The organism is Leclercia sp. S52 (assembly GCF_039727615.1).
GTDB classification, from domain to species: domain Bacteria; phylum Pseudomonadota; class Gammaproteobacteria; order Enterobacterales; family Enterobacteriaceae; genus Enterobacter; species Enterobacter adecarboxylatus_B.
Genome location: NZ_CP152474.1, coordinates 914716 through 928137 on the forward strand (window position 1 = coordinate 914716; position 13422 = coordinate 928137).

Annotated in this window: 13 protein-coding genes; 10 read left to right on the forward strand and 3 right to left on the reverse strand. The window is 57.5% G+C overall.

The window, feature by feature from the left end; translation table 11 throughout:
* Nucleotides 1-21: 21 nt before the first annotated feature.
* On the reverse strand, nucleotides 22-2466 hold the full coding sequence (fadE, locus tag AAHB66_RS04315) for an acyl-CoA dehydrogenase FadE (RefSeq protein WP_347115316.1): 2445 nt from the start codon (nucleotides 2464-2466) through the stop codon (nucleotides 22-24).
* A 238-nt stretch (nucleotides 2467-2704) separates the two neighbouring features.
* Here fadE and lpcA point away from each other — a divergent pair, with 238 nt between their 5' ends.
* A complete protein-coding gene (lpcA, locus tag AAHB66_RS04320; RefSeq protein ID WP_347115317.1) occupies nucleotides 2705-3283 on the forward strand; it encodes a D-sedoheptulose 7-phosphate isomerase in 579 nt (192 codons plus the stop codon).
* A 47-nt stretch (nucleotides 3284-3330) separates the two neighbouring features.
* Nucleotides 3331-4098, forward strand: a complete 768-nt coding sequence (locus AAHB66_RS04325; protein ID WP_337016514.1) for a class II glutamine amidotransferase — start codon at nucleotides 3331-3333, stop codon at nucleotides 4096-4098.
* Here AAHB66_RS04325 and dpaA read toward each other — a convergent pair.
* A complete protein-coding gene (dpaA, locus tag AAHB66_RS04330; protein ID WP_347115318.1) occupies nucleotides 4069-4809 on the reverse strand; it encodes a peptidoglycan meso-diaminopimelic acid protein amidase in 741 nt (246 codons plus the stop codon). The two genes, AAHB66_RS04325 and dpaA, sit on opposite strands and share 30 nt — an antisense overlap.
* A gap of 425 nt (nucleotides 4810-5234) precedes the next feature.
* Between dpaA and AAHB66_RS04335 the strand changes: the two genes are divergently transcribed.
* Genes AAHB66_RS04335 through nqrM form a run of 7 tightly spaced genes read left to right on the forward strand, consistent with a single transcriptional unit; the run spans nucleotide 5235 to nucleotide 11291 of the window.
* Nucleotides 5235-6578, forward strand: a complete 1344-nt coding sequence (locus AAHB66_RS04335; RefSeq protein ID WP_347115319.1) for a Na(+)-translocating NADH-quinone reductase subunit A — start codon at nucleotides 5235-5237, stop codon at nucleotides 6576-6578.
* 3 nt (nucleotides 6579-6581) lie between these two features.
* Nucleotides 6582-7820: an NADH:ubiquinone reductase (Na(+)-transporting) subunit B gene (locus tag AAHB66_RS04340; RefSeq protein ID WP_347115320.1), complete on the forward strand. Its 1239-nt coding sequence runs from the start codon at nucleotides 6582-6584 to the stop codon at nucleotides 7818-7820.
* Complete coding sequence (locus AAHB66_RS04345) at nucleotides 7813-8607, forward strand: Na(+)-translocating NADH-quinone reductase subunit C (protein ID WP_347115321.1); 795 nt, start codon at nucleotides 7813-7815, stop codon at nucleotides 8605-8607. Before AAHB66_RS04340 ends, AAHB66_RS04345 begins: the two co-directional genes overlap by 8 nt.
* A complete protein-coding gene (locus AAHB66_RS04350) occupies nucleotides 8600-9238 on the forward strand; it encodes an NADH:ubiquinone reductase (Na(+)-transporting) subunit D (RefSeq protein ID WP_032616678.1) in 639 nt (212 codons plus the stop codon). The genes AAHB66_RS04345 and AAHB66_RS04350 overlap by 8 nt, the downstream gene beginning before the upstream one ends.
* A gap of 6 nt (nucleotides 9239-9244) precedes the next feature.
* Nucleotides 9245-9841: an NADH:ubiquinone reductase (Na(+)-transporting) subunit E gene (gene nqrE, locus AAHB66_RS04355; RefSeq protein WP_142488335.1), complete on the forward strand. Its 597-nt coding sequence runs from the start codon at nucleotides 9245-9247 to the stop codon at nucleotides 9839-9841.
* Between the two features lie 11 nt (nucleotides 9842-9852).
* Nucleotides 9853-11076, forward strand: a complete 1224-nt coding sequence (gene nqrF / locus AAHB66_RS04360) for an NADH:ubiquinone reductase (Na(+)-transporting) subunit F (protein WP_347115322.1) — start codon at nucleotides 9853-9855, stop codon at nucleotides 11074-11076.
* Nucleotides 11076-11291, forward strand: a complete 216-nt coding sequence (nqrM, locus tag AAHB66_RS04365) for a (Na+)-NQR maturation NqrM (RefSeq protein ID WP_347115323.1) — start codon at nucleotides 11076-11078, stop codon at nucleotides 11289-11291. Before nqrF ends, nqrM begins: the two co-directional genes overlap by 1 nt.
* 32 nt (nucleotides 11292-11323) lie before the next feature.
* Here nqrM and AAHB66_RS04370 read toward each other — a convergent pair whose 3' ends face one another.
* The gene (locus AAHB66_RS04370) at nucleotides 11324-12169 is read right to left on the reverse strand and encodes a glycerophosphodiester phosphodiesterase family protein (RefSeq protein ID WP_347115324.1); all 846 of its coding nucleotides are present in this window, start codon (nucleotides 12167-12169) and stop codon (nucleotides 11324-11326) included.
* A gap of 159 nt (nucleotides 12170-12328) precedes the next feature.
* Between AAHB66_RS04370 and dinB the strand changes: the two genes are divergently transcribed.
* A complete protein-coding gene (dinB, locus tag AAHB66_RS04375) occupies nucleotides 12329-13387 on the forward strand; it encodes a DNA polymerase IV (protein WP_106996018.1) in 1059 nt (352 codons plus the stop codon).
* The last annotated feature ends 35 nt before the right edge of the window (nucleotides 13388-13422 follow it).

A 13422-nucleotide genomic window follows, 5' to 3' on the forward strand; every position in this document is an offset into this window, starting at 1 on the left:
GTTGTTTAGTGCTGAAACAGGTTAGGCGGCTTCAGGTTTACGTACGATTTCTGTCAGCTTTACCGGCTGCGTCGCCAGCTCTTCCGGGTCGAAATCATCAACGTTAATACTGCGCAGACGGCTCTCTTCAGCTTTGATCAGCAGGGCGGCTTCATCTTTATTAATGATACCGCCAGCCAGGGCCTGTTTCGCCAGCTCATCCAGGCGGGTGAACGGCAGGTTTTTGCCCAGCTGTTTGCAGATCTTCTGATGAATCGGATCGGCCGCCATCACATCCAGCAGCGCCTCTTCCAGCAGACCCACCGGGTTATGCTCGCTCGGGGTCAGATACTGGCCGCGACCGATACGGGAGCGGGTTGCGCTCGGCACCTGCAGGATCTTCGCCACTTTATGATCCAGCTTATCGGACGGCGCCAGATAGTGACGACCGGTCGGGAAGATGACCACGCGCAGGGCACCTGCGACAAAGCGGTTCGGGAAGTTCACCAGCAGATCGTCAATGGCCTGCTCTGCCTGATAGAGCGCATCCTGCACGCCCCAGTGCACCAGCGGCAGATCCGCTTCATGACGGCCTTCATCGTCGTAGCGTTTCAGTACCGCCGAGGCGAGGAAGATCTGGCTCAGCACATCACCCAGACGCGCGGAGATACGTTCCCGGCGTTTCAGGCTGCCGCCAAGCACCGCCATCGACACGTCGGACAGCAGCGCAAGGTTGGCGCTCAGACGGTTCAGATGCTGATAGTAACGACGGGTCGCATCGCCGGTTGGCGTGGCGCTGGTCAAACCGCGGGTCAGACCCAGCCAGAAGCTGCGCATTTCGTTGCTGCCGACGTGACCGATGTGTTTGAACAGCAGTTTATCGAACGCATCAACATCGTTATTCTGCGCGGCCGCCATCTCTTCCAGCACGTATGGATGGCAGCGGATCGCACCCTGACCAAAGATCATCATGCTGCGGGTCAGAATGTTGGCCCCTTCCACGGTGATGGCAATAGGTGCGCCCTGATAGCCGCGCGCCAGGAAGTTGCCTTCGCCGAGCATAATGCCTTTGCCGCCGGCAATATCCATCGCATCAATGATCGACTGCTGCGCACGGTGGGTACAGTGGTACTTCACAATTGCCGACAGCACGGCCGGTTTCTCGCCGAGCATGATGCCGTAGGTAATCAAAGATGCTGCGGCATCCATCACGTAGGCGTTGCCTGCAATACGGGCCAGTGGCTCCTCAATCCCTTCCATCTTACCGATAGAGATTTTGAACTGACGGCGGATGTGGGCGTAAGCGCCAATCCCCATCGCCACCGATTTCAGGCCGCCGGTTGAGTTCGACGGCAGGGTAATGCCGCGGCCAACAGACAGACATTCCACCAGCATACGCCAGCCCTGACCGGCCATTTTCGGGCCGCCGATGATGTAATCAATCGGCACAAAGATATCCTGACCGCGGGTCGGGCCGTTCTGGAACGGCACGTTCAGCGGGAAGTGACGACGACCAATTTCCACGCCCGGGGTAGAGGTAGGGATCAGCGCACAGGTAATGCCCAGATCCTCTTCACCGCCTAACAGCTTGTTCGGGTCAGAGAGTTTAAACGCCAGGCCCAGCACGGTAGCGATTGGCGCCAGAGTGATATAACGCTTGTTCCAGGTGAGGCGCATGCCCAGCACCTGCTCACCCTGCCAGTCGCCCATGCAGACCACGCCAGTATCCGGGATGGCACCGGCATCGGAACCCGCTTCCGGGCTGGTCAGTGCGAAGCAGGGGATTTCCAGACCGCGTGCCAGACGCGGCAGATAGTGATCTTTCTGCTCTTCAGTACCGTAGTGCTGCAGCAGTTCGCCCGGACCTAAGGAGTTAGGCACGCCAACGGTGATCGCCAGGATCCCGGAGACGCCAGCCAGCTTTTGCAGTACGCGAGCCTGAGCGTAAGCAGAGAACTCCAGCCCGCCGTACTCTTTCTTGATGATCATCGCGAAGAAGCGATGCTCTTTTAAAAATGCCCACAGTTCCGGCGGCAGATCGGCCATCTCATGGGTGATCTGGAAGTCATTCGCCATCCGGCAGGCTTCTTCAACCGGACCATCGATAAACGCCTGCTCTTCAGCAGTAAGGCGCGGCTGCGGATAGTTATGCAGCTTTTTCCAGTCAGGATTACCCTGGAACAGCTCGCCTTCCCACCAGGTGGTGCCTGCATCAATCGCTTCTTTCTCGGTACGCGACATCGGCGGCATCACCTTACGGAAGCCACGAAATACCGGAGCTGAAATCAGCGACTTACGCATGGAGCGGACGTTGAACGGCACCAGCATGATTGCCAGCGGGACCAGCACCCAGGTCGTCCAGATGCCGGCGACGCCAAGCGCAGCCGTCCAGGCCAGTAAGATGAAGCTGCTCAGAAGTAAGCTGACCCGGTGATAGAACAACACCCCGAGCAGAACAACGGATAAGAGAATACTTAAAATCATCATAAAGAAATGCTCCCTGTCTTGTAGGAGGTCTGACCACTTGTGATGATATGGTTGTAGTGGATGTTATTTCTTTTAGCAATGCATTCACAAAATAATTACAACCTGGTTCACATTGTTCATGTTTTACGCGGCACAAATAAGCAAAACGCCCGTCGATTCATGCGGCTTTAGCTTCTCGCTTTTCCCGCTATCCGGTAAACTTGCTCTGTTATTTCATCAATACTGAAGGATTATCCTCATGTACCAGGATCTTATTCGTAACGAACTGAACGAAGCGGCGGAAACGCTGGCTAACTTTCTGAAAGATGAAGCCAATATTCACGCTATTCAGCGCGCGGCGGTCCTGCTGGCCGACAGCTTCAAAGCGGGCGGTAAAGTGCTCTCCTGCGGCAATGGCGGTTCACATTGCGATGCCATGCACTTTGCCGAAGAGCTGACCGGTCGTTATCGTGAAAACCGCCCGGGCTACCCGGCGATTGCGATCTCTGATGTCAGCCACATCTCCTGCGTGGGCAATGACTTCGGTTACGATCACATCTTCTCCCGCTATGTTGAAGCGGTGGGCCGTGAAGGGGATGTCCTGCTGGGGATTTCCACCTCCGGCAACTCCGGCAACGTGATCAAGGCAATTGACGCGGCACGTGAGAAGGGGATGAAAGTCATCACTCTGACCGGCAAAGACGGCGGCAAAATGGCCGGTACGGCGGATATCGAAATTCGCGTGCCTCACTTCGGTTACGCTGACCGTATTCAGGAAATTCATATCAAAGTTATTCACATCCTGATCCAGCTGATCGAAAAAGAGATGGTTAAATAAGACTTCGCTGGGGGGGTTAGCGCCCCCCGCTGTTGTGGAGGTGATGTATGTGCGAACTGCTCGGGATGAGCGCCAATGTGCCGACCGATATCTGCTTTAGTTTCACCGGGCTGGTGCAGCGCGGTGGAGGAACCGGGCCGCATAAAGACGGCTGGGGTATCACCTTCTACGAAGGGAAAGGCTGTCGCACGTTCAAGGATCCACAACCCAGCTTCAACTCACCGATAGCCAAACTGGTGCAGGATTATCCGATTAAATCCCGCTCGGTGGTGGCCCACATTCGCCAGGCCAACCGCGGCGAAGTCGCGCTGGAAAACACCCATCCGTTTACCCGCGAGCTGTGGGGACGCAACTGGACCTACGCCCATAACGGCCAGCTGAGCGGCTATAAGTCGCTGGAAACCGGCAACTTCCGCCCGGTAGGGGAAACCGACAGTGAAAAGGCCTTCTGCTGGCTGCTGCACAAGCTGACCGAGCGTTATCCCCGTACCCCCAGCAACATGACCGCGGTGTTTAAATACATTGCGTCGCTGGCGTCCGAGCTACGTGAGAAGGGCGTGTTCAACATGCTGTTGTCTGACGGGCGCTACGTGATGGCGTTCTGCTCCACGAACCTGTTCTGGATCACCCGGCGGGCACCGTTCGGCGTGGCAAAGCTTCTGGATCAGGATGTGGAAATTGATTTTCAGACAGAGACCACACCGAACGATGTGGTCACTGTGATTGCGACGCAGCCGCTGACGGGCAACGAAACCTGGCAAAAGATTATGCCAGGCGAGTGGATCTTATTTTGTCTCGGGGAGCGCGTAGTTTGACGCCAGCTGTGGCTGGACGACTTCGTGGCTCAGCGGCTTGCTGACTACGTAACGTCCATCCACTACCGAAACGGTCGGCGGCTTACGCGTCTGCTGGAAGTAATCATAACCTGGCTTCAACTGCTTCCAGAAATCCGCGTAGTACGAGGTTTTGTGACGCGCCATATTGGCGTCGGTCATCCGGAACGGATAGATGCTTACCTGCACCGCAGACTGGCCAAACACCAGCGCGCCGGTCACAAACTGGAAGATCTCATCAATCCCGCTGTCGGTCATGGCGTAGCAGCCAACGGAAACACAGGCTCCGTGGATCATCAGGTATTTACCGTCATAACCATGGGCACGGTCATAGGCATTAGGGAAGCCGATGTTGATGGCTTTATAGAAGCGGCTGTCTGGTTTGAGCTGGCTGCGCTGAACGCTGTAGAACCCCTCCGGGCTTTTAAAATCGCCCTGACGCTGTTTCGGGCCGAGGCCGCCGGAGTAGTTACAGATTTTATAGCTGTCCAGCAGCTGATACGTCTCACCCATCTTCACGTACAGGTCTAACGTGCGCTCTTCCTTAAAGATCTGGATATAGACCGGAGAGCCCATCAACTGCTGCTTGTATTCTTTGCTTACAGGCGTCGTAGAGCTGTTGCTGCTGAGCAGCCCGGCAAACGAAACGCACGGAATAAGAAGCATCGCAATGAACAATGCGATTTTACGCATACTACATGTTCCTTGATAAAACATAACCAACTTGCCAGGACGGCAAAAGAGACCCGAAATCAGATTTATCTGCATTAGGCGTGCTCACATTAGCACCACTGCATTTTTTCGCAAGCGTCAGCACGTCGGTTTACAAAATAGTTTTACCTTATAACCTGGTTTAACCTCGCTGGCTTTGAGAACTTTGCGTAATCGGTCGCATTTTAGCACCCGCCGCTGCGTTATCGCTGCCGCCCGATCGGTGAAAATGGTACACTGCGCCCGTCTTATGACCGAAGGGTAAGAAAGGAAGCTTTTTCAGGATCATCCGCGATCCTGCTGGTCACACGGGCGAGTTCTCGCCGCCTTTCTTCATCCTGTGCAACGACTTCTGACTCGTCCGGCTTTCTGGCCGGAACGGTTATTCATGGATAACAAATAACACTATGATTAGAATCAGAAAAGGACTTGATTTGCCGATTTCCGGCATCCCCGTACAGCAGATTTCGCCCTGTGCGACACCTCGCCATGTGGCGATCCTCGGGGACGACTATGTGGGTATACGTCCCACCATGCTGGTGCAGGAAGGCGACAGCGTCATTAAGGGCCAGGCGCTATTCGAGGATAAAAAAAATCCCGGCGTTCTGTTTACCGCACCCGCCAGCGGGACGATCGCGGCTATCCATCGCGGCGAGCGCCGGGTGTTGCAATCGGTGGTGATCCGCGTGGAAGGCGATCGCCAGCGCGAGTTTACTCGCCACGATGTCGCTGAACTGCCCACGCTCTCCCGCCAGGCCGTGCAGGCGCAGCTGCTGGAGTCAGGCCTGTGGACGGCGCTGCGTACCCGTCCCTTCAGCAAAACCCCGGTGCCCGGCACCGTGCCGGCTGCCATTTTCGTCACCGCCATGGACACCAATCCCCTTAGCGCCGACCCGCAGCCGATTATCCTGGCGCAGCGTCAGGCATTTGATGCCGGGCTGACGATCCTCACGCGCCTGACGGAGGGCAAAGTACATGTCTGCCAGGCGGGCGGCGGCAAGCTGGGCGGACATCCGCAGGGGAAAGTGACGTTTAACGCCTTCGCCGGGCCACATCCGGCAGGCTTGCCAGGGACGCACATCCATTTCCTGGAAGCCGTCAGCCTGACAAAACAGGTCTGGCATCTGAACTACCAGGACGTTATCGCCATCGGCAAACAGTTCCTCACCGGCGAGCTTTGCACCGAGCGGGTTATCGCTCTGGGCGGCCCGCAGATGCGCAACCCGCGCCTGGTGCGCACCTGCCTGGGCGCAGACATCAACGACCTGCTGGTGGACGAAACCCTGGAGGGCGAAAACCGTCATATTTCGGGTTCCGTACTGAGCGGCAGGCATGCCACAGGCGCGCAGGCCTGGCTCGGGCGCTTTCATTTACAGGTCAGCGTGGTAAGAGAAGGGCGCGAGAAAGAGCTGTTTGGCTGGGTGATGCCCGGCAGAGAGAAGTTCTCCGTTACCCGCACCACGCTGGGCCACTTCCTGCGCAACAAGCTGTTTAACTTCTCCACCGATACCAACGGCGGCGAGCGGGCGATGGTGCCTATCGGCAACTACGAGCGCGTGATGCCGCTCGATATCCTGCCGACCCTGCTGCTGCGCGATCTGCTGGCGGGCGATACCGATGGCGCTCAGGCGCTGGGTTGCCTTGAGCTGGACGAAGAAGATCTGGCGCTGTGCACCTACGTTTGTCCCGGTAAATACGAATACGGACCGGTATTGCGCGAGGTGTTAACCCGCATTGAGCAGGAAGGATAACTGATGGGCCTGAAACATTTCATTGAAAAGCTGGAGCCGCACTTTACCCAAGGCGGCAAGCTGGAAAAGTATTACCCGCTGTTTGAAGCGACCGCGACGCTCCTCTATACGCCAGGCCAGGTCACCAAAGGGGCCGCGCACGTGCGCGACGGCATCGACCTCAAGCGCATGATGATCCTCGTCTGGTTCGCGGTGTTCCCGGCGATGTTCTGGGGCATGTACAACGTCGGCCTGCAGACCATCCCGGCGCTGACGCATCTGTATGATGCCCAGCAGCTGCCGCAGATTATCGCAGGCGACTGGCACTACCGGGTGGCGCAGATGCTGGGCGTCAGCTTTACCCCTGATGCCGGTTGGATCAGCATGATGACCCTGGGGGCGGTCTACTTCCTGCCCATCTACCTGACGGTATTTCTGGTCGGCGGCTTCTGGGAAGTGCTGTTCGCGATTATCCGCAAGCACGAGATCAACGAAGGCTTCTTTGTCACCTCCATTCTGTTTGCCCTGATTGTGCCGCCAACGTTGCCGCTGTGGCAGGCGGCGATGGGCATCAGCTTTGGCGTGGTGATGGCGAAGGAGATCTTCGGCGGTACCGGCCGCAACTTCCTTAACCCGGCCCTTGCCGGACGCGCGTTCCTGTTCTTTGCCTACCCGGCGCAAATCTCCGGCGATCTGGTCTGGTCGGCGGCAGACGGCTTTTCCGGTGCGACGCCGCTGTCGCAGTGGGCCGCCCACGGTGGCGAGGCGCTGGTCAACAACGCCACCGGGCAGCCGGTCAGCTGGTTCGATGCCTTTATCGGCACCATCCCGGGCTCGATAGGTGAAGTCTCGACCCTGATGATCCTGATTGGCGGCGCCATTATTCTGTTTGGCCGCGTCGCCTCCTGGCGCATTGTGGCGGGCGTGATGCTCGGCATGATCCTCACCGCGACGCTGTTTAACCTGATTGGCTCGGCGACCAACCCGATGTTTGCCATGCCGTGGTACTGGCATCTGGTGCTGGGCGGTTTTGCCTTCGGCATGATGTTTATGGCCACCGACCCGGTGTCGGCCTCCTTTACCGACAAAGGCAAATGGTGGTACGGGGCGCTGATTGGCGTGATGTGCGTGCTTATCCGCGTGGTGAACCCGGCCTATCCGGAAGGGATGATGCTGGCGATCCTGTTCGCCAACCTGTTTGCGCCGCTGTTCGATTACCTGGTAGTACGGGCCAACATCAAACGGAGGAAGGCGCGTGGCTGAGATAAAAAATAATGACAGCATCGGCAAGACGCTGATGGTGGTCGTCGTGCTGTGTCTGGTCTGCTCCATCGTGGTGGCGGGCTCTGCGGTAGGCCTCAAGTCGCGCCAGCAGGAGCAACGCGCTCTCGACAAGCAGCGTAACATTCTGGCGGTGGCCGGGCTGATGCAGGGCGAAATGAGCGCCGATGATGTGGCGCAGATCTTTGCTGAACGCATCACGCCGCGTCTGGTGGATCTCAATACCGGCGAGCTGCTGGAGAGCGATCCGTCCAGCTACAACCAGGCGCAGGCGCTGAAAGATCCGCAGCGCAGCACCGAACTTGAAGCCAGCCAGGATCCGGCTGGCATTAAGCGCCGCAGCAATACGGCGGAGATCTATCTGGTGCGCGATGAGCAAAAGCGCGTTCAGGAGCTGGTCCTGCCGGTGTACGGCAACGGGCTGTGGTCGATGATGTATGCCTTTGTCGCCCTCAACACCGATGGCCGCACGGTTAAAGGCATCACTTACTACGATCAGGGCGAAACCCCCGGGCTGGGCGGTGAAGTGGAAAACCCGGCCTGGCGGGCGCAGTTTGTCGGCAAAAAAGTGCTGAATGATAACGGCCAGCCGGCGCTGAAGGTGATGAAAGGGGCCGCGCGACCGGGCGATGAGTACGCCGTCGATGGCCTGTCCGGTGCCACGCTGACCTCAAACGGCGTGCAGCACAGCTTTGATTTCTGGATGGGTGAGCTGGGTTTTGGACCCTTTCTTAAAAAGGTACGTGAAGGAGAGCTGAACAATGGCTGATGCGGGCGAACTGAAAGAAGTTAAACGGGTTCTTATCGGGCCGCTCATCGCCAACAACCCGATCACCCTGCAGGTGCTGGGCGTCTGTTCAGCGCTGGCGGTCACCACCAAGCTGGAAACTGCGGTGGTGATGACCCTGGCCGTCACCCTGGTGACGGCGTTTTCCAGCATGTTCATCTCGATGATCCGCCACCACATCCCCAACAGCGTGCGCATCATCGTGCAGATGGCGATCATCGCCTCGCTGGTGATCGTGGTGGATCAACTGTTGCGGGCCTTTGCCTACGAAACCTCAAAACAGCTGTCGGTATTTGTCGGCCTGATCATCACCAACTGCATCGTGATGGGGCGCGCAGAAGCCTATGCCATGAAAATGCCGCCGCTGGCGAGCTTTATGGACGGCATCGGCAACGGTCTCGGCTATGGCGTGATCCTGCTGACGGTCGGTTTTCTGCGTGAGCTCATCGGCAGCGGCAAGCTGTTTGGCATCACCGTGCTCGATACCGTGCAAAACGGCGGCTGGTATCTGCCGAACGGCCTGTTCCTGCTGGCTCCCAGCGCGTTCTTCATTATCGGTTTGCTGATCTGGGCGGTGAGAACCTGGCGCCCCGAGCAGCAGGAAAAGGAGTAACCGACAATGGCTCATTACCTGAGTTTGTTTGTGCGGGCGGTGTTTGTTGAAAACATGGCGCTCGCGTTTTTCCTCGGCATGTGTACCTTCCTTGCTGTCTCGAAAAAGGTGTCGACCGCCTTCGGCCTGGGCGTTGCCGTTACGGTGGTGCTGGGGCTGTCGGTTCCCATCAACAATCTGGTCTTTAACCTGGTGCTGCGCGACGGCGCGCTGGTGGATGGCGTTGATCTGAGTTTCCTCAACTTCATCACCTTTATTGGCGTGATTGCGGCGCTTGTGCAGATCCTGGAGATGATCCTCGATAAATACTTCCCGTCACTCTACACGGCGCTGGGGATCTTCCTGCCGCTGATCGCCGTGAACTGCGCCATCTTCGGCGGCGTGTCGTTCATGGTGCAGCGTGATTACAACTTTAGCGAGTCGGTGGTATACGGCTTCGGCTCCGGCATTGGCTGGATGCTGGCTATCGTGACGATGGCGGGCCTGCGCGAAAAAATGAAGTATGCCAACGTGCCGGCCGGGTTGCGCGGCTTAGGGATCACCTTTATCACCACCGGTCTGATGGCGCTGGGCTTCATGTCCTTCTCCGGTGTGCAGCTGTAAGGGCTAAATGTATGGAAATTATACTTGGCGTAGTGATGTTCACGCTGATTGTGCTGGTGCTCTCGGGGCTGATCCTGGTGGCGCGGTCAAAGCTGGTGAACTCCGGCGATGTGATCATCGAGATTAACGATGAGGCGGATAAGCAGATCCGCACCCCTGCGGGCGATAAGCTGCTGAACACCCTCTCCGGCAATGGCATTTTTATCTCTTCTGCCTGCGGCGGCGGTGGCTCCTGTGGACAGTGTCGGGTCACGGTTAAAGAGGGCGGCGGGGATATTCTGCCGACCGAGCTGTCGCACATCAGCAAGCGTGAGGCGAAAGAGGGCTGCCGTCTGGCCTGTCAGGTGGCAGTGCGCCAGAACATGAAGATTGAGCTGCCGGAGGAGATCTTCGGCGTGAAAAAGTGGCAGTGCGAGGTTATCTCTAACGATAATAAGGCCACCTTCATTAAAGAGCTGAAGCTGCGCGTTCCCGATGGGGAAGACGTGCCGTTCCGCGCGGGCGGCTACATTCAGATCGAATGTCCGGAGCATACCGTCGCATACAAAGACTTTGACGTGCCGGACGAGTACCGCGGCGACTGGGACAAATTCAATCTGTTCCGCTTTGTCTCTGAGGTGAAAGAGCCGACGCTGCGCGCCTACTCCATGGCCAACTACCCGGACGAGAAAGGCATCATCATGCTCAACGTGCGTATCGCCACGCCGCCGCCGGGCGTACCGGATGCGCCGCCGGGGATCATGTCGTCCTATATCTGGTCGCTGAAGGCCGGGGATAAGGTCACCATTTCCGGGCCGTTTGGTGAGTTTTTTGCCAAAGAGACCGACGCCGAAATGGTGTTTATTGGCGGGGGCGCCGGGATGGCGCCGATGCGTTCGCATATCTTCGACCAGCTTAAGCGCCTCGGCAGTCAACGTAAGATCAGCTTCTGGTACGGCGCCCGCTCGCTGCGGGAGATGTTCTATCAGGAGGAGTTTGAACAGCTGGCGCGGGATAACCCGAACTTCAGTTTCCACATTGCGCTGTCCGATCCGCAGCCGGAAGATAACTGGACCGGCTATACCGGGTTCATCCATAACGTGCTGTATGAAAACTACCTCAAACATCACGCCGCGCCGGAAGACTGTGAGTTCTACATGTGCGGGCCGCCAATGATGAACGCCGCCGTGATCAAAATGCTGCAGGATCTCGGCGTGGAAGATGAGAACATCATGCTGGATGATTTTGGAGGCTGATGATGGTGACCTTCCTGCTGACCTTTGCGATCTTTGTTCTGGTGATATTTGGCATGTCGCTCGGCTGGATTATCAAGCGCAAAAGCATTCAGGGCAGCTGCGGCGGCATCTCCTCGCTGGGGATGGATAAAGTCTGCGACTGCCCGGAGCCCTGCGACGCGCGTAAAAAGCGCATGGAACGCGAAGCTCAGCGCCAGCAAAACCGGATCCTCTGAACGAAACAGGCCGCAGCAGCGGCCTGTTTTTTTTACTTCATCCAGGCTCTGGCCTGGGCGGGTGAATCCACCATCACGCCGTCGGCCCCCAAACCTAGTGCTTTCTGGTAATCCTCGGCGGAGTTAACGCCAAGCAGGATCACATGGGCATTCCCCTGAGAGCGGAAGCAGTCCATCGCCTCTTTGTCCCACGTCAGAGTGGCCGGGGAGATGCCATCGCCTAGCGTGAATTTCTCTACCACTTCCACCTTGCGGTTCAGCTCCAGCCCGTACCACCAGGCATCCATTTTCTTTGCTGGCGGCAGGCATTCGTGGTTCAGGGAGATATTCGCCAGCCGGGTGCGCGTTTCGCTGCGGGTGACAAAGCGCGGCACCTCTGCAGGCAGGGCATCCAGATAGCGATCCTCTGTTGAATAGACGCGAACATGTGTCAGGCTGTTGGTCGCTTTCAGCACGCCAAGCAGCTGTTTGCCCATCTCAGCCGGATCGGCGTCGGGGGATTTAATGTCGATATAGAACGGGACGTCAGGCCAGCGTTCAAGCACCGCTTTCAGGGTCGGAATGGTGGTTCCGGCGACCTTTTCTTTCCATTTTGCCCCGGCATCAAATGTCGCCAGTTCGGCCTGGGTGTACTGGGAGACGTTGCCCTTTGCGGCGGTTAACGCGCTGAGATCGCTGGGACGATAGAGAACCGGCACGCCGTCGCGACTGAGCTGCACGGTGATCCAGATAGCCTGCGCGCGGTTTTCCAGCGCCAGCTTGATGGCCGGGAGGGTATTCTCCGGTGCGTCGGCGGTTCCGCCACGGTGAGCGATAATTTGTGGACTGGCCCAGGCCGTGGACGTCAGCAGAAGTGAGGCGATAATCATCTTTTTCATGAATAATTTTCCATTTTAAATCATGTAATTCAATGATTTGTAGGTGTGTGAAGGCTTACCCTTGTACCACGCTTTGATGACAGGAGTGAGACGGTAAATCTGCTGACGCATTTTTAGCTCTTTGTTATACTGTGCATAATTACAGGTGTGGTGAAGATGATGCGCAAGATAATCCATGTTGATATGGACTGTTTTTTTGCTGCGGTAGAGATGCGCGACAACCCGGCGCTGCGGGATATCCCCATTGCTATTGGCGGCAGCCGTGTACAACGCGGGGTGATCAGCACCGCGAACTACCCGGCGCGTAAGTTTGGCGTGCGCAGCGCCATGCCGACCGCGATGGCCTTAAAACTCTGCCCGCACCTGACCTTATTACCCGGCCGCTTTGAGGCCTATAAAGAAGCGTCCCACCATATTCGTGAGATCTTCTCCCGCTACACCTCCCTGATTGAGCCCCTGTCGCTGGACGAAGCCTACCTGGATGTCACCGACAGCCTGCACTGTCACGGCTCCGCCACGCTGATGGCTCAGGAGATCCGCCAGACGATTTTCGATGAACTACAGCTGACCGCCTCGGCGGGCGTCGCGCCGGTAAAATTTCTCGCCAAAATTGCCTCCGATCTCAATAAGCCCAACGGCCAGTATGTGATCACCCCTGACGAGGTGCCGGCGTTTATCAAAACGCTGCCGCTCGGCAAGATCCCCGGCGTAGGGAAAGTCTCGGCGGCAAAGCTGGAGAACATGGGGCTGCGCACCTGCGAGGATGTGCAGAACAGCGATCTGGGGATGCTGTTGAAGCGCTTCGGTAAGTTTGGTCGGGTACTGTGGGAGCGGAGCCAGGGCATTGATGAGCGCAACGTTAACAGCGAGCGGCTGCGTAAATCGGTGGGCGTGGAACGCACCCTGGCCGAGGATATTCATGACTGGGCAGACTGCGAAGCCATAATCGTCGGGCAGCTTTACCCTGAGCTGGAGCGGCGGCTGGCAAAGGTCAAACCGGATCTGCTGATTGCCCGCCAGGGGGTAAAACTCAAGTTTAACGACTTTCAGCAAACCACCCAGGAGCACGTCTGGCCGCGGCTGAACAAAGAGGATTTGATTGCGACCGCGAAGAAAACCTGGGAAGAGCGACGGGCAGGGCGGGGTGTGCGGCTGGTGGGGTTACACGTCACGCTGCTGGATCCGCAGCTGGAGCGGCAGCTGGTGCTGGGGCTGTAAAAAAAGCCCGGTGGCGCTCACGCTTACCGGGCCTA

What these genes read in the sequence shown, in the direction of transcription:
- AAHB66_RS04335 (WP_347115319.1), top strand. Translation starts at nt 5,235, where the DNA reads ATGATTAGAATCAGAAAAGGACTTGATTTGCCGATTTCCGGCATCCCC.
- nqrE (WP_142488335.1), top strand. Translation starts at nt 9,245, where the DNA reads ATGGCTCATTACCTGAGTTTGTTTGTGCGGGCGGTGTTTGTTGAAAAC.
- AAHB66_RS04325 (WP_337016514.1), top strand. Translation starts at nt 3,331, where the DNA reads ATGTGCGAACTGCTCGGGATGAGCGCCAATGTGCCGACCGATATCTGC.
- AAHB66_RS04370 (WP_347115324.1), bottom strand. Translation starts at nt 12,169, where the DNA reads ATGAAAAAGATGATTATCGCCTCACTTCTGCTGACGTCCACGGCCTGG.
- nqrM (WP_347115323.1), top strand. Translation starts at nt 11,076, where the DNA reads ATGATGGTGACCTTCCTGCTGACCTTTGCGATCTTTGTTCTGGTGATA.
- dinB (WP_106996018.1), top strand. Translation starts at nt 12,329, where the DNA reads ATGCGCAAGATAATCCATGTTGATATGGACTGTTTTTTTGCTGCGGTA.
- dpaA (WP_347115318.1), bottom strand. Translation starts at nt 4,809, where the DNA reads ATGCGTAAAATCGCATTGTTCATTGCGATGCTTCTTATTCCGTGCGTT.
- nqrF (WP_347115322.1), top strand. Translation starts at nt 9,853, where the DNA reads ATGGAAATTATACTTGGCGTAGTGATGTTCACGCTGATTGTGCTGGTG.
- lpcA (WP_347115317.1), top strand. Translation starts at nt 2,705, where the DNA reads ATGTACCAGGATCTTATTCGTAACGAACTGAACGAAGCGGCGGAAACG.
- fadE (WP_347115316.1), bottom strand. Translation starts at nt 2,466, where the DNA reads ATGATGATTTTAAGTATTCTCTTATCCGTTGTTCTGCTCGGGGTGTTG.
- AAHB66_RS04350 (WP_032616678.1), top strand. Translation starts at nt 8,600, where the DNA reads ATGGCTGATGCGGGCGAACTGAAAGAAGTTAAACGGGTTCTTATCGGG.
- AAHB66_RS04340 (WP_347115320.1), top strand. Translation starts at nt 6,582, where the DNA reads ATGGGCCTGAAACATTTCATTGAAAAGCTGGAGCCGCACTTTACCCAA.